At 63.6% G+C, this 20039-nt stretch carries 14 protein-coding genes; 13 read left to right on the top strand and 1 reads right to left on the bottom strand.

The window, feature by feature from the left end; all coding sequences use genetic code 11:
- Nucleotides 1–134 precede the first annotated feature (134 nt).
- The 12 genes from QOU61_RS22170 to QOU61_RS22115 all read left to right on the top strand — a co-directional run bounded on the left by QOU61_RS22170 (nucleotide 135) and on the right by QOU61_RS22115 (nucleotide 15824).
- Complete coding sequence (locus QOU61_RS22170; RefSeq protein WP_289653327.1) at nucleotides 135–1355, top strand: MFS transporter; 1221 nt, start codon at nucleotides 135–137, stop codon at nucleotides 1353–1355.
- Between the two features lie 661 nt (nucleotides 1356–2016).
- Nucleotides 2017–2988, top strand: coding sequence for an ArdC family protein (locus QOU61_RS22165; RefSeq protein WP_289653326.1), 972 nt, complete (start codon nucleotides 2017–2019; stop codon nucleotides 2986–2988).
- 266 nt (nucleotides 2989–3254) lie between these two features.
- Entirely contained in the window at nucleotides 3255–5006 is a 1752-nt protein-coding gene (locus QOU61_RS22160) for a ParB/RepB/Spo0J family partition protein (protein ID WP_289653325.1), read from the top strand.
- A 160-nt stretch (nucleotides 5007–5166) separates the two neighbouring features.
- Nucleotides 5167–5316, top strand: a complete 150-nt coding sequence (locus QOU61_RS22155; protein WP_289653324.1) for a hypothetical protein — start codon at nucleotides 5167–5169, stop codon at nucleotides 5314–5316.
- A gap of 758 nt (nucleotides 5317–6074) precedes the next feature.
- Nucleotides 6075–6335, top strand: a complete 261-nt coding sequence (locus tag QOU61_RS22150) for a hypothetical protein (RefSeq protein ID WP_289653323.1) — start codon at nucleotides 6075–6077, stop codon at nucleotides 6333–6335.
- A 1-nt stretch (nucleotide 6336) separates the two neighbouring features.
- A complete protein-coding gene (locus QOU61_RS22145) occupies nucleotides 6337–9717 on the top strand; it encodes a UvrD-helicase domain-containing protein (RefSeq protein WP_289653322.1) in 3381 nt (1126 codons plus the stop codon).
- A gap of 89 nt (nucleotides 9718–9806) precedes the next feature.
- Nucleotides 9807–10235, top strand: coding sequence for a ubiquitin family protein (locus QOU61_RS22140; RefSeq protein ID WP_289653321.1), 429 nt, complete (start codon nucleotides 9807–9809; stop codon nucleotides 10233–10235).
- Nucleotide 10236: 1 nt separating this feature from the next.
- Nucleotides 10237–10677: a hypothetical protein gene (locus tag QOU61_RS22135; RefSeq protein ID WP_289653320.1), complete on the top strand. Its 441-nt coding sequence runs from the start codon at nucleotides 10237–10239 to the stop codon at nucleotides 10675–10677.
- Nucleotides 10674–12068, top strand: coding sequence for a BilD N-terminal domain-containing protein (locus QOU61_RS22130; RefSeq protein WP_289653319.1), 1395 nt, complete (start codon nucleotides 10674–10676; stop codon nucleotides 12066–12068). The genes QOU61_RS22135 and QOU61_RS22130 overlap by 4 nt, the downstream gene beginning before the upstream one ends.
- Nucleotides 12069–12182: 114 nt before the next feature.
- On the top strand, nucleotides 12183–13313 hold the full coding sequence (locus QOU61_RS22125; RefSeq protein WP_289653318.1) for a metallophosphoesterase family protein: 1131 nt from the start codon (nucleotides 12183–12185) through the stop codon (nucleotides 13311–13313).
- Nucleotides 13313–14905 (top strand): AAA family ATPase, encoded by a 1593-nt coding sequence (locus QOU61_RS22120; protein WP_289653317.1) that lies wholly within the window; start codon nucleotides 13313–13315, stop codon nucleotides 14903–14905. The genes QOU61_RS22125 and QOU61_RS22120 overlap by 1 nt, the downstream gene beginning before the upstream one ends.
- Entirely contained in the window at nucleotides 14874–15824 is a 951-nt protein-coding gene (locus tag QOU61_RS22115) for an ATP-binding protein (protein WP_289653316.1), read from the top strand. The genes QOU61_RS22120 and QOU61_RS22115 overlap by 32 nt, the downstream gene beginning before the upstream one ends.
- 679 nt (nucleotides 15825–16503) lie before the next feature.
- Here QOU61_RS22115 and QOU61_RS22110 read toward each other — a convergent pair.
- Nucleotides 16504–17598 carry a site-specific integrase gene (locus tag QOU61_RS22110; RefSeq protein ID WP_289653315.1) on the bottom strand — a complete coding sequence of 365 codons (1095 nt, stop codon included), beginning with the start codon at nucleotides 17596–17598 and terminating at the stop codon, nucleotides 16504–16506.
- Between the two features lie 723 nt (nucleotides 17599–18321).
- Here QOU61_RS22110 and QOU61_RS22105 point away from each other — a divergent pair.
- On the top strand, nucleotides 18322–19290 hold the full coding sequence (locus QOU61_RS22105) for a DUF2971 domain-containing protein (protein WP_289653314.1): 969 nt from the start codon (nucleotides 18322–18324) through the stop codon (nucleotides 19288–19290).
- Nucleotides 19291–20039: the final 749 nt, after the last annotated feature.

The raw sequence follows: 20039 nt of genomic DNA, 5'->3' as shown, positions 1-20039 counted from the left end.
GTGTAGCCGCTTGTACCGAGCTTGCCGAACGCCACAAGAAGAGTCGAGACGGAGCGGCGATCGCCGGACCCCGTTCGCCACCCTGGCAGACGGCGACCCGGCCGGCGCCGGCCAAGCCTGCCGATATCCGCACCTTGCTGCTGCGGGTTTTTCTGCCGTTCGCAGCTGGCTACTACCTTTCATATCTGTTCCGGACCATCAACGCGCTCATCGCGGCTCCGCTCGCGCTGGAATTCGGACTTGGTGCTGCCGATCTCGGTCTGCTGACATCGGTCTATTTTCTGACTTTCGCTGCGGCGCAAATACCCATCGGCGTGTTGCTCGACCAGTATGGTCCGCGGCGCATCCAGAGCGCGTTGCTGGTCGTTCTCGCTATCGGTGCTGCATTGTTTGCTGCATCAGGCAATTACCTGGCGCTCCTGGCGAGCCGAGCCCTTATCGGCCTGGGCGCCGCGGCGGCCTTAAGCGCAGGCCTCAAAGCCCTTTTGCTCTGGTTTCCCAAAGACCGCCTTCCGCTCCTGAATGGATCGATGATCATGCTTGGCGCGTTGGGCGCGGTCTCGGCGACGGCGCCGGCGGAGCCGCTCTTGCGTTGGATCGGCTGGCGGGGCCTCTTTGGCTCCCTCGCTATCATTGCCGCGTGCTGCGCTTTGATCACCCATCTCGTTGTGCCAGAATCTGAAACGGCCGCAGCCAGCAAGTCCTCCGGTGGTCTCGGCAAAGTCTTCAGGGACGTGCGCTTCTGGCGGATCGCGCCCCTTTCGGCGACCTTGATCGGCACCGCATGGGCGCTTCAGGGCCTGTGGGCGGCGCAATGGCTTGCCGACATCGAAGGCCTCAGCCGGGCAGAGGTGGTGTGGTATCTGTTCATGATGGCTTCTGCACTTAGCGTGGGAGCGGCGCTGCTGGGTATTGCCGTCGACCGGTTGCGCCGGCGAGGCATCGGCCCGCAGGCCCTGCTGGGAGTAGTCGCGATCATCTTTGCTGTCGCCCAGTTCGCCTTGATCCTGCGATGGCCGGTACCGTCGTCCGTCACCTGGATCGTCGTTGCCGCCGTCGGCGCGACGACAGTCGTCGGCTATTCAATCCTCGCCGACTATTTCCCCAAAGAGCTCGCCGGGCGCGCCAATGGCGTGCTGAACTTTCTCCATCTCGGCGCCGCCTTCGTCCTGCAATACGCAACCGGCGTCGTGCTGCAGCACTGGACGCCACAGGCAGGGCGCTACCCCGAAATCGCCTATCAGGCAGCCTTCGCGATTAACGTCGGCCTTCAGATCCTGGCGGTCGCGTGGTTCGCAATCTCCTGGCTTGTATGGCGGCCGATAGGGACACATAGGAGGTCGTCATCCCGTTGAGTCGCCCGACGGGTTGTCAGGGCTCGGCCGCGGAGCGGCAGGATCATCTGGACCAGTTCGTGAACGCGCATGACCGCCGGAAGTGTTTCCCACGTGCAAGTTCGTCGCTCTTGTCTTGCGGAGGCATTTTTTTGGTGCCGCCCGCTATACGGCTCAAGCACCGGGCCGGACCCTTGGGGAGCCGAGCTCGATAAAAGCGATTGTCGCCATTCGGCCGGGGGCTCCCTGGCATCACGATGAGGCCGCAGCACGACAACCGCGGCGGCCGCCGTAAGGCGCGGCAGGTGATCTCCTGACCTCACGGAAATGGACTGCCCGCGCGGGCCGCACGGGCCTGTTGCGGTCGTCGGCACGTCCACGGGCACGGGGCCGACAACGTGGCTCCTGATATGAGCCAGCCGCCTTGCGGCTGGCGAATTCCTTTGAGGTCCCGTGTCGGCGCGGTGGGCGGCGCTCCCGTATAGCCCCGAACCGGCGGGCCGCAACCGCTGGGGTTCGGCCTAACTCCTCTCAGGTCAAAGCGCACATCCCCCGCGGTCCTCCGCTGTCGCTACGGCCGTTCCGGTGCGGCCCGCCTCGGATGTTCGGGGCTTCCCGGTCGCTCTTCGCCGCCCACCCCGCCTTCCGGGGGACCTGCGGGGGAGAAGCAAGAAGGGAGTTGATGATGGCCACGTCGGGAAACAAGCGCCGGAAAACCAAAGAGCCAACGCGCAAAAATCTCTATGACGAAGTCACCGCCAAGGTCATCGCCGATCTTGAAGGCGGAACGTTCCCTTGGGCGCAGCCGTGGGGCGATGGCTCGCACGCTGCCTCGCTTGGCCTGCCACGGAATGCGGCGACCGGCAGGCCGTACTCCGGGATCAATGTCCTGATCCTGTGGGGCCAGCTGTTTACCTGCGGCTTTCCATCGCAGAACTGGTTGACCTTTCGTCAGGCCGTCAGCCTTGGAGGCTCAGTCCGTAAGGGCGAGCATGGCGTTACCGTCTGTTACGCCGACAGGTTCATTCCCAAGCGCGATGCACAGTCCGATGACGGCGCCGGCCCGCAGCAAGGCGCGGACGACCTCCAGCCCGTGCCGTTCCTGCGGCGCTACACCGTGTTCAATGCGGCGCAATGCGACAACCTGCCGGAACGCTGCCTTCTATCGGCGCCGGCCCTGCCAGAACGACAAATCGTCCCGCAGGCCGAAGCGCTCGCCAAGGCGACACTCGCTGATATCCGGATTGATGGCGCAGACGCGTTCTATCGGCCCTCAGACGACACCGTCCATATCCCGCCGCAGCCCGCATTCTACGATCAGATCAATTTCTATCGAACCCTGTTCCACGAACTCGGGCACTGGACCGGTCACCCCGCAAGACTACGCCGCGACCAGACCGGCAGATTCGGTTCACCGCCCTATGCCTGCGAGGAGCTGGTCGCAGAAATGACCGCCGCGTTCGTCTGCGCGGCGCTTTCCATCAAGCCGACCGTTCGTCACGCGGATTATCTCGATTACTGGCTCTCGGTACTGCGCGCCGACAACCGGGCCATCTTCCGCGCCGCCGGCAAGGCCTCGAAAGCCGCCGACTTCCTGCTCGGCTTCCATCAACGACTGGCCGCCACGTCTGCCAATGCCGGGGAGGTGTCATGACCGCCCGCAAGGCCGGGACGAGGTCCATTCGGCAGCGGTCGTCGCGACCGATCAGGCCCTTCCCGCGAGTGCCGACTTGCCATCGGAGGCGGCGCATTTCTGCGTGCCCACTTCCGACCGCGCCGGCCGGTCTCAGCCATTCCCCCAACCGCAAACGGTCTCTCGATCTCGGGACCGAAGGAAGCGCCCACCCCGAGGACAGCGGGAGCGGAATCACGAGGCCGCCCGCAATCAACCCTGATCCCAACCAGCAAGGAGAGACGACCATGGACCTGCAACATATTCCCTTGAGTCAGCTTAAAATCGCAACCGTGAATGTCCGCCACGCCCGCAAGCCACCCGACGTTTCCGACATCCTGCCCTCGATCCGTGCGCGCGGTGTGCTGCAGTCGCTGTTGGTGCGGCCAAACGGCGAGGGTTTTGAGATCGTAGCCGGGCGGCGGCGCTATTTCGCGGTGATCAAGGTCGCCGAAGAGCAGGGGATGCCTTTGGATGAAGTCTGGCTGCCTTGCGCCGTTGCCGAGGCGGGTGACGACGCGGATGCCATCGAGGCGTCGCTGATCGAAAACGTCGCGCGCGCGCCGATGGACGAACTGGAAGAGTACGAGGCCTTTGCCAAGCTGGTCAAAGAAGGGCGGGGCGTTGCCGATATCGCCCGCACCTTTGGCGTCACCGAACGCTATGTGAAGCAGCGACTGGCGCTTGCCGGCCTCCACGGCAAGATCAAGGACGCCTACCGGCGCGGCGACATCGAGCCGGAGGATTTGCAGCTTCTGACCGCCGCAACAAGACGCCAGCAAAAGGACTGGTTGGCGGCCTATGAGGCCGCGAGCGACGTGGAGAACGATGAGGCCGAAGGCGCGCCGCGCGGCCATGAGCTCAGGCAATGGCTGTTCGGCAGCGACCAGATCGCAACCAGCGCGGCGCGATTTCCGATCGAGGACTATAAGGCCGAGATCATCACCGACCTGTTCGGCGAGGCCAGCTATTTTGCCGATAGCGAGGCATTCTGGGCTCTCCAGAACGCAGCCGCCTGCCGCCTGCGCGACGATCTCGTGGGGCAGGGCTGGCAGGTGATCGTGCTGGAACGCGGAGCCCGGTTCCAGACGTGGAAACACGAGGAAGCGCCGAAAGAGGAGGGCGGCAAGGTCTTTATCGAAATCCGCATTAATGGCGAGGTCGAAGCCCATGAAGGCTATCGCGTCCTTGGCGAGCGCAGACCGCGCAACGAGGCGGCCGGTGGCGGGACAGAGGCCGATGGCGGCGTCGAGGTGGCGACGAAAGCCGAACTCACCAAGGCGGCTGAGAACTATCTGGCCCTGCATCGCCACGCCATCGTCCGTGCCGAATTGCGCGACCATCCCGCCGTCGCACTGCGTCTTGCGGTCGCGCATGTCATCGCGGGCTCGGCGCTGTGGAGCGTCAGGCCCGAGCCGCAGCGTGCCGAAAAGGAGGCGATCGCCGGCAGCGTCAGCGCGAGTCCGGCGCAAGCCGCGTTCGAAGCCGAACGGCAGGCGGTGCTGCAACTGCTCGACCTTGAGCCGGGTTATCTCGGCACACTGGCGCGAAGCAACGCAGACCCCTATTGGGCGGCATTGGTGTTCGCGCGGCTGATGGCATTGCCGGACGAGACGGTGCTCCGTGTCCTTGCGCTCGCCATGGCCGAGACGCTGGCCGCCGGTTCGCCCCTTGTCGAGGCGCTGGGCGCGATCCTCAAGCCTTCGGTCGCACAATGGTGGACGACCGACGAGGTGTTCCTGGACCTTGTTCGTGACCGTGCCGCCGTCAACGCGATGCTGGCGGAAGTCGCAGGCCAGACGGTCGCCGATGCCAATGTTTCGGAGACTGCGAAGCTACAGAAGACCATCATCCGCGATTGTCTTGCAGGCACCGGGCGGCCGCGTGTCGACGCCTGGGTGCCGCGCTACATGGCGTTTCCGGTCAGCGGATATGTCACCGGAAAGAGCTTCCAGATTGCATCGCACTGGGCAAGCGTTAGCCATTTGTTTACCGTGTGAGCTGCCCTGACGATTCGGGCGCGGAGCCTTGCTCCGCGCCCGAATGCGCGAGTCCCTGAGTCGTAAAAGAGTCAATCGGCCCCCGCGAAATGTGATCGCGTGTGCGGGTCGCGACTCAGCCTATAGCTCGCCTGTGCGGTGCAGTGGGGCGAGCGGGCCGATGCCGAAAACATACGACGCAACCAAAATCGCCGAAGCCGGATTGGTGCGGACCTGCGTCAGCCAGGCGCTGGTCGGCCTGTCCGCATTGACGTCCACAGCTGTCCTGCTGGTGCAGGTTCTACCGCCCCTGCTCAAGTCATTTCCCTAAGAGGCCTTGCGCCTTCGCTGGCGGCCGCTGAGAGCTGGCGGCGCGCTCCACCGCAATAAGGTGGCTCCCCAAGAACCGGGCCTTGATGCAGCAGAGTGCTGCACCAAGGCCCGGCCTCTAGATAGGTCTACCGATCATCGACTGAAGCGACTGATAGCGACACCAGCTGGTGTGGATCCCGTCAGGCGGCAGCGACACGGTAGGAAAAAGAAATATCCGTTCGCGGGCTACTTCTTTTTCTTCTTGGCGGTCTTCTTCGCCTTTTTTGCCTTCTTCGCTTTCTTGGCCATACAGCCCTCCATGATTCCTCATATGGCGTGATCGCCCTGCGCAAGCCGGGAATTCGGCACACGCGACGTCAGTCTTACACGACAATCGTAAAATTGACACATCGCTGCGAAGGACGGCGCGGATAGCCGCATCCGCTTCGCATCGTTGCTTGGGCGCGCAAGGCCCGTGCGGTCCGATGCCGGCCGGTGGCGAGCGGCCCGACATGGCTTTGGCCGCGTTTGTCGCCGCAAGAGGCGCGCCTTCGATGCGCATACCGTTGCCCTCGATCCGGTCAGGATAAGGCTCGCAGCGTGCCGCGGTGACGCTCCATCACTCGGCATCGACCACGGCGCTGGCTCGCTGCTTTCGTCCGGTGCGGTGACGGCCACCGCGGTCACGGCCGCTGTCTGCCGTTTGGCCGTTGAGGACGATCTCCCTGCTTTGGCGTCACGACCTATGGGAAGCGTCCCGCCGATCGAAACCCTCGCTTGTCCGGTTTTTTCCCCGCCGCTCCCTGCCGGTCGCGGCTCCTCGCGGACCGCTTCGCTCTCAAAAAAACGGGCCGCTCGGGTGCGCCGCTGCGCTTCGCCCCAATCGGGTTCATCGGCGTTACGCTCCCCATCACGGTCACGCCACGCAGGGGATCGGCCCCTGCGGCAGCCGGCGAGCCAGTCACGTTCGAGCGTCTCTTGATCGACGCGGGCGTGCCCGACGACAAGCGCGCGCGGCTCCTCGCCGACGCCGACTGAGATGGATGCGATCGAACTTGCCCGACAAGCCGCCGCCCGACTGCATGCGCAGGCGGTCGCAAACGGGCTCGATCCGTGGCAGCCCTATGCTTTCGTGCGTGCTGAAGCGGAGCGGCGGGGAATTGATGTCGAAATCGCTGCTCCAGGCGCGGCCGTTCTTGACGGCGGCCGTGCGGTGTTCGTCGCGCGCGACGATCTCATCCTTCACGAGGACGCGGGCACACCATTCGAACGCGCATTTCTCGTCGCTCATGAAATCGGTCACGCGGAACTCGGCGACGACGGCGACCCCATACCGGCACGCGACGTTGACCCTACGCGCCCGGCCGAAGCTTCACCGGTTGGCCTTGACCGCGTCGTGGACTACGGCCGCAAACAGCGGCGAGAGGTCCAAATGGACCTCTTCGCTCGCGAGTTCTTGCTTCCGCGATCCGTCGCACGGCGCCTTCATGTGGAGGAGGGGCTTTCCGCGACGGCGATCGCCGAGCGGCTCGGGGCGCCGTTTGCCGTGGTCGCCCAACAGCTATTCGACGCGCTGCTTCTGCCCGTGATCGAACCGCCAGCGGCGGAAGAGAGTGTTTCCCGCGACCTCAATCCCGGGCAGATCGCGGCCGCCGCGCATCGAGGCTGCGCTTATCTGCTTGAAGCCGGGCCGGGGACCGGTAAGACGCAAACCTTGGCCGCCCGCATTGAAGGGCTTCTTGCCGACGGGATTGATCCGCGCCGCATCCTTGTTCTCACCTTTTCCAACAAGGCTGCGCGCGAAATGGCCGAACGCATCGCCGCCAAGAACAAGGATGCCGCCGCGGCTATGTGGATCGGCACCTTTCATGCGTTCGGCCTCGATCTCATCCGCCGCTTCCATCTCGAGCTCGGCCTGCCCAAAGATCCACGCTTGATGGACCGGACGGAAGCCGTCGATCGCCTGGAGGATGTATTTCCGGGGCTATGCCTCGTGCACTACCAGCATCTTTCCGATCCAACGCAAATCATCGCCGACATGCTCGCGGCGATCTCGCGCGCCAAGGATGAGGTGGTCGACGAAAAGCGGTACGCCGAGCTTGCGGAGAACATGCGCGTAGCCGGCGCGGGAGAAGCAGCCGCACGCGCGGCCGAAGTCGCTCTGGTCTACGACCGCTACGAAAAGCTCAAGCGCGACACGCATTGCGTCGATTTCGGCGATCTCGTTTCCCTGCCTGTGCGGCTTCTCGAAGCCAACGAGGCCATTCGCGCGCACCTGCAAGCCGAGTACGACCATGTTCTGGTTGACGAGTATCAGGACGTGAACCGCAGCAGCGTGCGTCTCCTCACCGCGTTGCGGCCAGACGGCCAGAACCTCTGGGCGGTCGGTGACGCCAAACAGTCTATCTATCGGTTTCGTGGTGCCTCGTCGTTCAACATGGCGCGCTTCGGGACGGACGATTTTCCGGGTGGAGAACGTGGGCGCCTCACTCGAAACTATCGATCGGTTGCCGAGATCGTCGATGCGTTTTCTGCCTTTGCCGCCAAAATGAAAGCAGGCGGGGGTGGCGGAGACCTCGCAGCGGAGCGTGACCGCGGCGGGCATCCGCCGGAACATCGCGCCGTCGCGACGCCTGCCCAGCAAACCGTGGCGCTTGCCGACGCGATCGAGGAAATGCGCGCTGCCGGCGTCTGCTATGGCGATCAAGCCGTGCTCTGCACCGGCAACGAAAAGCTCTCCACGCTCGGACACGAGCTGGAGCGTCTCGGCATTCCGGTGCTGTTCCTCGGTAGCCTCTTCGAGCGCGACGAGGTGAAAGACCTGCTCGCCTTTCTCTCGATCCTCGTTGATCGCCGCGCCATGGGGCTTACCCGCGTCGCTTGCGGCCCCGAGTTCACTATGTCCCTTGGTGACGTCGGCGCGGTTCTCGACCACTTGCGCGCCAATGAGACCGCCCCGCTCGTCTGGCTGAATGATATCGATTGTATTGCGGAGCTTTCGACCGACGGCGCCGCAGCGCTTCGCCGCCTGTCGGCTGCGCTGGCCGGCTTCGATGCCGGTGCGTCGCCGTGGACGGTGCTCGCGACGCTCCTTCTCGACCGGACGCGAATCGAAGCGCGCCTTTCGGTCTCGGCCGATGTCATCGACCGCGGGCGTTGCATCGCGCTCTGGCAACTCCTGAATTTTGTGCGCGCCCAGCCATCGGGGCGCGGTCAGCCGGTCGTGCGTCTGCTCGACGGGGTGCGCCGGCTGGTCCGTCTCGGCGACGAACGTGATCTCCGGCAGTTGCCCGCGGCTGCCCAAGGCATCGATGCCGTCCGGCTGATGACGATCCACGGGGCCAAGGGCCTGGAGTTTCCCGTGGTTCATCTGCCCGGCATGAACGCCGATACTCTACCGGGCAGCCCACGCGCGCCGGCGTGCCCGCCGCCTGACGGCATGGTCGAGGGTGCCACCGGTAGCGCACTTGACGTATTGCGCGAGGGGCAGGCGGAGGAGCAGGAATGCCTCTTCTACGTGGCGCAGTCCCGCGCGCGCGACCGCCTGTTCCTCTATTGCCCGACGCAAAAGTCCAACGGCACCAACCGCCCGGAATCCCCGTTTCTCGCCCGGATGGGGTCAGGGCTCGCGCGTAAATCGGTCACGCCGTCGCGAACGCTCCCGGAGGCGCCGGAAGACCGCGCGATCACCTGGACCTACGAAGGCAAGCTCAGCTTCACCGGCCCGCAGATGGCCCTTTACGAGTCTTGCCCGCGCCGGTTCTTTTACACTCACGTGCTTCAGGTCGGCGGGCGGCGCAGCATGACGGACTTCATGCGCATGCACGAAGCGGTGCGCGTGGTCTCGGACGGCCTGATCGCTGCCACCATCGCCGAAAGCGAGATAGAGGTTCACGTCATCACGGCTCTCGAAGCGGAGGGACTGGGCCGTAACGGCGATGTTGCCGCATTCCATTCGCTGGCTGTCGCAATGATCCGATTCTTTGCGGGAACGCGGGCGGGCCTTACGCCGGAGCCGCCGACGGCTCTGCGCCTCAGCTTCGGCGATCACGACATCGTCGTACGGCCGGACGATGTGCTGCTGGAACCGAGTGGCCGGCGAGTGCTCCGCCGGGTGAGGACAGGGCACCGCCGATCTGCCGAAGAGGACGATGTCGGCGCGGCCGCCTTCGTCCTCGCCGCCCGGCAGGCCTTTCCGGACGCCCTGGTCCAGCTCGTCCATCTCGCCGATCAGGACGTCTTTGATATCCAGCTCAAGCCCAAACCGCTGGAGGCGCGCAGGAAAAAGCTGAACGATTTCCTTGCGGCCATCCGCGCCGGGCGCTTTCCGATCGATCCTTCGCCCCGGACCTGCCCCGGCTGCCCGGCCTTCTTCATCTGCGCCTGCGCGCCGAACGGGACGCTGCGCAAAAAATTCTAGCACCGCATTACCGGTCGCCCTTTCCGCCGCCGATTGACAGGGTGAGAGCCCGGCACAGGGCCACGCTCAAACGGAAAGGTACAAGCGTAATGACCAATCACAATTCGTCCGGCCCCAATGAGGCCGACCATGCGGCGGAGGAGCCGATCGAGCACCTCCGCCACGCCGAGCGCGACCTCGAGAAGGCGCTCGAAAAGGAGCAGGAGGCCCGGCACGAGGTCGAGAAGGCTGAGGCCGAGGTGGCGGAAGCCATCCGGGAGCCGGAGCATCCGCGGGAGTTCACTGTCGAAATCCTCTACGACGGCGTCAAGAAGAAGTTCGAGGTGCGCGCCGAGGAGACGGTGAAGGCGCTGCTCGACAAGGCGCTCGCGGCCTTCGGCCCGCTGCCGAACCCCCACACGCTCTCCCTCTACAAGGGCGGCGACGAGCTGTCGGACTCCCAGACTCTCAAGGAGGCCGGCGTCAAGCCGCACGATATCCTGCTGCTGCGCCCCAGCAAGGTGAAGGGCGGAGCGTGAGATGATGTATCGACTCAACGGCGGAGTGCTTGAAGACACCTTCAAGCACTTCCGGGCGTGCGGCTGCGGCCGCCGCGAGTGCCAGGTCCTGTGGCTGAGCTCGTGGGACTCCCCGGAGCACATCACGAGGGTCGTGCATCCGCGCCATAAGGCGCACCTCGGCGGCTTCGTGCTCGACGACCAGTGGCTGAGCTACTTCTGGCTGGAGCTCGGCAACACGAACACGGGCATCCGCGTCCAGGTGCACACGCATCCCGGCGAGGCGTTCCACTCGCCGACCGACGACGAGTTCCCGATCATCCACAAGCCCGGTTTCCTGTCGCTCGTGATCCCGAATTTCGGGCTCGGCCCGGTCGGGTTCGGCCAGGCCTTCCTCACCGAGATCCAGCCCGACGGGCAGTGGCAAGAGGTCGCGATCTCGTCGCGGTTGGTGCTCGCATGACGCTCCGTGACGCCCTGGACCGCACACTTCTCCTGATGCGCGACGAGGTCCACGACACGGTGACCGACGACGAGCTGATCGCGGCGCTGACGGGACTGCGCGTGGCGCTGGTCGCCGATGCCGCTAACATCGCCTCTCATTCGGCCCAAACAGCATTCGTGACGGCGGCCATGCTGATGGCGCGGTCCGGCCATCACGTGCACCTGATCTGTCCGCCGGCCGCCTTGGTCGGGCAACAGCCCCCGCTCGGGCGGGGTGACCTCGTCGAGGAACTCGCGCGCGCCGGAGCCGACCTGCTGCCCGGCTACAGCTTCGCCACCGGAGCGCCGGTAGGCGAGGTCGACATCGCCATAACGCTTGGCAATTCCGAGATTTCAGTGCGGGCCGCGCGCCTCATTCGATTGAACGCGAGGCCGTGGAGTGGCCATCTCGGCGACCAGACCGCCAGTAATATGTGGGACGGCGGCTTGTGGCCCTTGGGCGGCATGGCGGCGGCCGGGCTGGCCGCCGCGGAAGCGTTCAAGACGTCGATGCGCACGCTCGCGCACGCCGCGCGCAACCCCGCGCGGATGGAGACGGTGTTTGCGCCGGCCACCAACGTCGTGTTCGCGCTCGCGCCAGAGGGAACGCCCTTCGTCAGGCAGCTCGGCACCTTCGATTGCATCAGCGGCGGCGCCATCATCAATGCGATCCTCTACGCGCTGGCGCGGGTGCCCGGTGTCGAGGGCCGCGCCCGCGTTATCGAGCCCGACACTACCGACACCAGCAATCTCAACCGCTACATGTTGCTGCAGCGCTCGCGCCTGAAGGATGACAAGGCCCACGACCTTGCCACCATTCTCACCGGCTGCGGCCTGGCCATCGAGCCAGTTCCGAAACGCTACGAGCCCGCTCAACTGCCGTCGCTGCTACCGCTGGCGGCGTCGGTCCTGGTCGGTGTGGACGATATTCCGACCCGTTGGCTTGTCCAGCGCGCTGGTCCCGACTGGCTTGGCGTCGGAGCCACGACGCACTGGTCCGCGCTGGCGTCGTTCCACGCGGACGGGCTGGGATGCGCCCAGTGCCTGCATCCCACGGACGATCCGGGAAACGCACCGATACCGACCGTCGCCTTCGTGTCCTTCTGGGCCGGCCTCCTTACGGCGAGCTATTTCCTCCGGCACCGCGCGAGCCAGACGATCCCGGCCAGCGAGCAACAGATCTATCTGACAGCGCTTCGGCCCGAACACCCGTCATGGTCGGCGGTCCCGCGGAGGCGTGGTTGCCCGTCTTGCGCGGCGCTTCGTGCGCCCGTTCTCGACAAAAGTGCGCAGCGCTCGCCCCATACCCGTGCCGGCGGAGCAGTTTTTTTGGCCGCTCGCTTTCCGGTTTGCCCCGCCGGCACCGATTGAAAAGCAGGGGATTGGCGATCGGATGCCGGCGCCAACAGTTTGGGGCGGCGCTGCAAGGGCCTACAATCCCTAGCTTAGGCCCGGCAGAAGTGGCAACCTTTAAGGGGGGCAAGAATGCGGTTTCTACACTCTGCCGACTGGCAAATCGGCAAGGTCTTCAAACAGTTCGGCGCCAAAGAGGAAGCTTTGCGTCAGGCACGCCTTGCCTCCATTGAGCGGCTCGGCGAGTTGGCGCGCTCGCACGGTGCGGGGCACGTGCTCGTAGCCGGGGACGTCTACGACAGCGAGGCCCCAAGCCCGATCACACTGCGCGCGCCGATCGAGCGCATGAAGCTCTTTCCAGACATTCGCTGGCACCTGTTGCCGGGCAACCACGATCCGCACCGCCCGGAGGGCGTTTGGGACCGCGTCGCCCAACTCGGTCTGCCTGGCCATGTTCATCTGCACCTTGCGCCCAAGGCCGCGCAGATCGACGAGGGCGCGTTCCTGTTGCCGGCGCCGCTCTGCCGCAAGACCGAATTCGACGACGTGACGGCGTGGATGGATTCCGCCGCGACAGCCGAGGGCGCGTTGCGGCTCGGCCTCGCACACGGCTCCGTCGTGAACTTCGGGCAGGAAGGCGAAGCCACCAACCCGATTGATCCGGCGCGTCCGACCCGCGCCCGCCTCGACTATCTGGCGCTCGGCGACTGGCATCGTACCCTGCAAGTCGGCCCCGCCGCCTGGTACGCCGGAACGCCCGAGCCGGATCGCGCCGGTCGCCAGGAGCGCGGCACGGCGCTGCTCGTCGACATCGCTGCCCCGGGAGCGCCTGCGTCGGTGACGCCCCTCGTCACCGGGACGTACCGATGGATCACGCACAGCGAGCATCTTGCCGACGCCGCCGGCCTTTCAGACCTCGACCAGCGCCTCCGCAACGAAGCCGATCTCGCGCGCTCCATCGTGCGTCTGCAGCTTCAGGGATCGCTGCCGGTCACAGCCTACGCCGAGTTTCAGCGGCGCTTGGTCGATCTTGAAGCCGCGGTTTTTCATCTCGACGTCGACCAAGAAGAGCTCGCCGTGCGACCCACGCAAGCCGATCTTGAGTCGATCGACTTCGACGGTGTCCTCGCGCGAGCAGCCGATCGGCTCAGGGGTGTCCTGGATGATGCCGGGCAGGCGCCGGATATGCGTCACCGCGCCGAAGAAGCTCTCGTTGAGCTGTACCTCCGCGTAGCAGGCAAGAACGGCAAGGAGGCGGCGTGATGCTTATCAAGGCGCTTTCCGTCGAGGGAGTTGGCCGGTTCGTCACCCCGATGCAGGTGGATGGCTTCGGCGCCGGCGTCAACGTCCTCGCCGCCGGCAACGAAATCGGCAAATCCACCCTGTTCAAGGCAATCCGGACCTGTCTTTTTTCCCGGCACGACAGCAAGAATCAGGACATCCGCGATCTCGGCTCCGAGGGCAGCCAGTTGCCCGCGACGGTGCAGGTCACTTTTGAGCAGGACGGGTACGCCTATGTGATCCGCAAGTCGTTCTTGCGGTCGCCAAGCGCATCGCTCACCGAGGACGGGCGGGAGATCGCGCGCTCCAAACAAGCGGACGAGGCCATATGGGATATCCTCGGCGTGAGCCCGGGCAGCGGCCGCGCGCTCGACGACGGCGCCTTCGGCCTCTTGTGGGTCGGGCAGGGCGCTTCCTTCGCCGCGCCGGTTCCCGGCGCAGGCGCGTCCTCCGCGCTGAACACCGCAATCGAATCCGAAGTCGGGGCATTGATTGGCGGCGAGCGCGCACGGCAGACGCTCGATGCGATCAACGACGAGATCCGGCGCTATCTCACCGATTCCGAACAGCGCCCACGCGCCGACGGGCCGTTGCAGCGGGCGATTGCCGACGCGGAGCGTTGGCGCACGATCGAGGCTGAAAATCGCACCAAGTTCACCGCCCTCGAAACCCAGTTTCACGAGCTCGGACAGCTCCGCCGTCGCCACCGCGACCTGACCGACCCTGTGGCCATCCAACAAGCCAGTACGGATATTCTGATGGCCAAGGAATCTCTTGCGAACGCACAGTCTGCTGCCCAGGAGGTTCGCCGTCTTGAGGCCGAGGAAACAGGAGCCAAACGCGGCCTTGAAGCCGTTGCGCAACGGCTCAAGCAACACCGCGACCTCACCACGCGCATCGATGCCAATCGCGCGGCGGAATCCGCACTCGCCCGCGAACTTCCGCAGCACGAAGCCCGTGAGCAGGAAGCGCGCGCCGGTCTCACGCGAACGCAACTTGATATCGCCGGAGTAGACAAGCGGCTCCACGCACTGTCCACCTGTGAGCGGCAGCTGGAACGTCTCGGCGCCGCGGTGCTTCGCGCCCAGCGCAAAGACGAGCTCGCGCGCCAACTAAAAGTCCTCGAGCGCACGGCCGAAGAGCTGCGCGAGACGGACGCTCAGCTTGCCCAAATCCGGGTCAAGCCCAAGACCGTCGAACGGCTCGACGAGCTGGAGCGGCAGATCGCTACGCTAGACGCCCAATTGTCGGCCGTTGCCGCCCAGCTTGCGGTCGAGGTGAAGCCCGAGGGGGCCGGACAGGTTCGAATCGGCTCCGCTCGCGCCAAGGGCGCGTACAGCGCGGCGATCGTGGCGCCCACCAAGATCACCGTCGGCGATCTAGCCATCATTACGGTCACTCCCGCGGCGCAGCCGCGGCAGGAGAAGCGCGCCGAATACGACGAAGAGCGCCTTACCATTCTGAAGGGCGCCGGCGTCGACACAATCGCCGAGGCGCACGCGCTTCCGCTTGCCGACGAATGCCGAGATCAGGGAGCGACAAATGGGGCTCGCTCAGGAGCGAGTAACCGCTGAGGCACGCCGCGAAAGCCTCGATGAAGCGCTACGCCAGCAACAGAGCGCACTGGAAGCCGCGCTTCAGGCTCGCAGCGCGGCGGAATCCAAGCTTGAGGTTCTGCGCAATCGAATTGCCGAGGACGTCGCGCTCTGCCCGGATGCCGAGCGGCAGGCGCGCGAAGCCGCGCTGGCGAACCAGGTCACGGATGCAGAAGCGGCATATCAGATTGCTGCCGCGACCCTCGCCGCACGGCGGCAGACGGCACCAGATGCAGACGAGATCGAGCGTCGGCAAGCGCGCCACGACCGGCTTGAGCAGGCCCTGGCAAATCGGAATGACGAGCTTCACCAGCTCGCACGCGCCATCGGCCGATTGACCGGCCAGATACAGACCGCCGGCGGCGACGGCGTAGGTGAGGCCCTGGCCGCCGCCGAGGAGCAGCGCGCGATTGCCGAGCGCCAATGCGCGCAGCTTCAGAAACGTGTGGCGACGCTCAAGCTACTGCGCAACACGATCTCAGCCTGTCTCACGGAAGGACGCCAGCGCTACTACGAGCCAGTACGGCGGCACTTGCGGCCGTTCCTGAACGACCTATTCCCAGGGGCCGAACTTGAACTCGGCGACGGCTTTGCCGTCACCGGCATCAGGCGGGATCGGCCGGAGGCATTCGACCGCCTCTCCGACGGCACGCAGGAGCAAATTGCCGTTCTTGTCCGTCTTGCCATGGGCGCGATGCTTACCGAACGGGGAGGGACCGTCCCCATCATTCTCGACGATGCTCTCGTCTACTGCGATGACGACCGGATTCAACGCATGTTCGACGCGCTGAGCCGCGCCGGCAAGCATCAACAGATCATCGTGCTCACTTGCCGGCTGCGCAGCTTCGGTTCGTTGGGGGGCCGTACGTTGCGTCTTTCCGACGCGGTCGCCGCCTGAGGAATTTTGCAAGGAAGCAATGGCGAAAATCTCCGTCCAGATCGGCGAATTGCGTTTCGCCTCATAAGGCGCAGCCGAGGAGCATTTTCGCCAGATGCTCTACCGGCATCCCGTCGGGAGCCGCATCCCCGCACCGGACGCCACCGAGCTGGCTCCTGGAGAGCGACATCCAGAAGTCTCAGACAAGGTTGGCATTGGTGTCGACTAGCGATACATGGAAATGTGTGAGGACCGACGGAGTTGCTACCGACTTCTCATTCGGATCCTGCTTAAACGGCAAGGCCCTGCCGCATGTTGCTGAGGCGATTGCCGCGCTTCGGGCGGAAGTTGCCGAGGGCATCCTGAAGACAAAGCGAGACTGGTTTCGCGAAATGGGGACATGGAAGGCAAGGTCACGTGCGCCACCAGAGGCAGGCGCATTGGCCTCGAAGAGGCCGCATGCCGGTCACGCAGAGCTACGCACCTTTAGGACGCTCGCGATAGCCTTTCTTACGCTTGCGGGCTGCAACCACTCTCGCAAAACTCTCTACGCGCTACGCTGAACGATCAGTCACTGCGGCACAACCGGAGCCAGTGGACCACTGACAAGAAAATTACACAAAGCTTATCAGTTGGTCGGACTGTTCCATAACATTCGATCGACGGATGTTCGCGACCGTCTCGCTAACGTTGCGGACCTCTAGGAGGCTGCTAGCGTCTCAATGAATTCTTCCAGCGACGGCTGAGACGCCTTCTGCAATTTGTGAAGATCTTCAGGCTTTAGATTGGTGTAGCGCTGTAGCATTCGCCAATCTTTGTGGCCCGTTACCAGCGCCACTTTTTCAATGGGGAGTCCTGCCTCAAACAACCGACTTGTACCTTCGTGGCGAAGGTCATGGAAGTGAAGGTCGTCAATCTTCAATTCATTGCACGCGCGCGTAAACGCGGCGCTGACAGATCGATGATTGTGTGGGAAGAGTCGCCCTTGACCTCGGGTGATAATCCGCTGTTGCAGCAAAATTTCCCATGCATCATATCCCGTCAAATTGAGTAACGGGACCTTTTGATGGTTGCCGATTTTGTGTCGCGGATCCTTTCGGTCGCGAAGTAAAACGAGCCGCTTCTTCGTATCGACGTCAGGCCACTGCGGTAGACATATCTCTTCCTGACGCATTGTCGTCGCGATTGCATAGCGGACGATGCGACCCATTGGGATCACTTGGCGTGGATTGGTTTCAAAATAGTCGATGAGCTCATCGATTTCGTCTTGTGTCGGTCGGCGGTCGCGTTCGACGCCTCTACCCACAAGGTCGAGGTGTTTCAACGCAATTCGGGCTAAGCGGACCTCCTCAGCCGAGACTTCGACTCCATGAACGGCGGCTGCGTGCGAAACGATCGTCCGAATGAAAGACAAGTCGATCGCTAGCGTTGCGGGACCGGCGCCTTGTTTCGCGCGCTTCCTTCCAAATTCGATCAATCGCTCACGATCTAGCCGAGGCAGCTTTACTGTCCCCAGCTCGTCCTTGAGGGCTTCCATGACCGCGGCCTTCGAACGGCGAGGGGGCTTGCCGACCTCCCGCATATCGTTGTCGTGGAGATCAATCAGGTCGCCGAACGTCCGGACGTTGCGCAGGGCCCGGGGCTTGGAGGAGCCGTTACGGTCGATATTGCGCTCCATTTCGAGCGCCCATTCTTCTCCGTCCTTGCGTCGTCGGAACGTCTCGGCCACATAACGGGTCTTGCGGCGGACCTGGACGCGCCAGTTTCCCGATGCCAACTGAGTGAAGGTCGCCACGCGTGTGCACTCCGGCTTTCGTGTGCACTATGTGTGCACCGAGAGGTCAAAACGGGTACAAACGTGTGCAACCTCGTCTAGTTTGGAGTGCACACGTTCTTCTTTCATCCCATTGAGAGTGTAGGGTAAATCATTGGAATCGCAAGATTATCGTTTTTCTGTGGCACCCATGATGGACTGGACTGACCGACGCTAGCTGACGATGGCCGTCGCTGGATAGAATTTGACGGACGGCCAAGCCCCAAAGGTCGATCCTGCGTCGCTGAGGTCGTGCGCTCACTTCTGAAAGTAAGAAGCTGAGTTGCAGTTGCAGAGGGACGCACGGCAATGCATGTCCATGGCCGAGCGTGCAGAGGCGCCCTCCGATATCGTCGCGATCTCGAAACTGAACGGCGACTTCAGAAGGTAACTACGGTCTCGCCGTTGGCGCTTTCTTGTACTTGCGTTCGCTGAGCACGAGTCGAGGCAATTCTTTCTTCCAGACAGGCTTGATATCGGTCGTCACTTCGGCGCTCCCAGTTTTGATTGGCAAAGCGGGTAAGCGCGGGTGCAGTGGTAGTGACCGGCTGAAAGTCAGTCCTCTGAGATCTCCCTATGAAACTTGTCCGCTCAGGCCCATTTGTGCGCCCCCGCCGCTGAGCCACATCGATCTCGTGGCGATCAGCAGTGGCTTTGTGCGCTCCATCCCCTTTTTTGGACGATTCCCGTGATACATAGAATTGGATGACCGACACTTTCGATAATCGGCATGACCACCTGCCAGCCGAGCTCCGTGCAGCGCTGGAAGAATTCGGCGCATGGTCCCAACGGCAACTGCTCGTTGAGCAGAACGAAAGCACGCCAACAGGGCCTCTTTACCACTATACGAACGAGGAGGCCCTACTCGGGATATTGAGCAAGCAGCAGATTTGGTGTTTCCGACATCTGCACCAGCGCGACAAGACCGAGTTCGAATACTCCTTGCAGATTGCGCGCGAGGTGAAGAGGTCGGTCGGTTGGTCTAACGACCCGTTCGAGCGCAGCGTCTGCACCGGCTTGGACGATATGCTGGAGGTGAACTCTATCGTGGACGCGTTCGAGTTCTACATGTTCAGCCTGAGCAGGCACCGCGACGATCGTCAGCAGTGGTTGGAATATGGTGCTAAAGGGCTCGGCTTCGCAATCGGGTTCGCGCCGTCATTGCTGCAGCCGGACAAGGACACGCTGAGCGACAAGGCGAGTGAGAATCTCCACGTCGGCCGCGTAATCTACGGTGACGAGGCAACGAGGGCGCGCCACAGGCTTGTTATGGAGAAAGCGGCCGACATTACCAGCCGATACGGCAAGGCCAATATTGAAATGCCCAGGGACAAAGAACTGTTGATCCAATTTCTAAACGCTATGGAAAAGGAAGTCATTGCGTCGCAACTAGTGTGGAACTGCCTGACGGCAAAGCATCTCCAATACGAAAATGAACGTGAGGCTCGATACGTTATCATGAACGTCCCGGGCAAGTTCGATGACATCCGCAAGTCGTTCCGAGACAAGGACTACGTCGAGGCGGACCTTCCGCTGAAGGAGCCTGGCAGCATCAAGGAAATACTCGTTGGACCGTTGGCGCCCCCTAAGGCGGAAGCGATGGTCGCAACCTTGCTCAAGGATGTTGGCTACCCGGAGGACATCCCGATCTGCAGATCGGCGATCGCGCTGTAGCTGCCGCCACCTCCCGAATAAGCGTAGTGAGTTCTTGTTGGCCGGCTGTAGGTCCAGTCCGAGCTCCCGAAGAGGCCAACCGCTACTGCGTCATAGCCCGTCAAGGCGCGCGCTAGAGAGCCGCGGTTTTTCCTCCGGCTGCCCCAGGAATAACAGGGCCGGCATTCCGCTCGCCGCGCGGGTGCTCGACCCGGAGAAGGATAGAGTTCTTGCAGAAGGTTGGCTTCTCGAATCCCGACTTCTGCGATCAAGGGTTGGGGCAGTTTCAGGGTAGGGCGGCCTCGCACCGAGCTTTCTTGCACTTGATCAGCCGGTCGATTCCCTCGCGCAGCGAGTTTTCCAAACAGCTCAGAAATGCCCGGAAACAGCCGGATCAAAATGGAATGGGATTGCAAAACCGGATGAGAGATTTCAATGGTTTAGCCCGAAAGCTGTTGTGCTACCGTTACACCATTCCCCAAGGAATTTCCGAACAAATTCAACTATTTAGTGAACCGTCCGGCAGGGCCCCGCGATGCGGTGACAGCAATTCGCCAAGGCCTCGTGGTGGCGCCGTTCTACCCGCTTGATGGCGGGCTTGGCAAGCGTGCTGCAGCGCTGTGGCCCCGGCGGCTTTCGCTTGGATTTGGGGTCGTTGCCTTCGTGGCGAAAGCCCGCGGCACGCCGAGACCGCCTTCGAAAATCCGGAATGCGCCATCGGCCCGCGCGTTGCGCCCGCCTGCGTCGTGGCGCTGAGCGGCATGCTGCCT

This window comes from Bradyrhizobium sp. NP1 (assembly GCF_030378205.1).
In the GTDB taxonomy this organism is placed as follows: Bacteria; Pseudomonadota; Alphaproteobacteria; order Rhizobiales; family Xanthobacteraceae; genus Bradyrhizobium.
The sequence above is the reverse complement of the archived record's forward strand: the minus strand, read 5'-3'. Positions and strand labels throughout refer to the sequence as shown.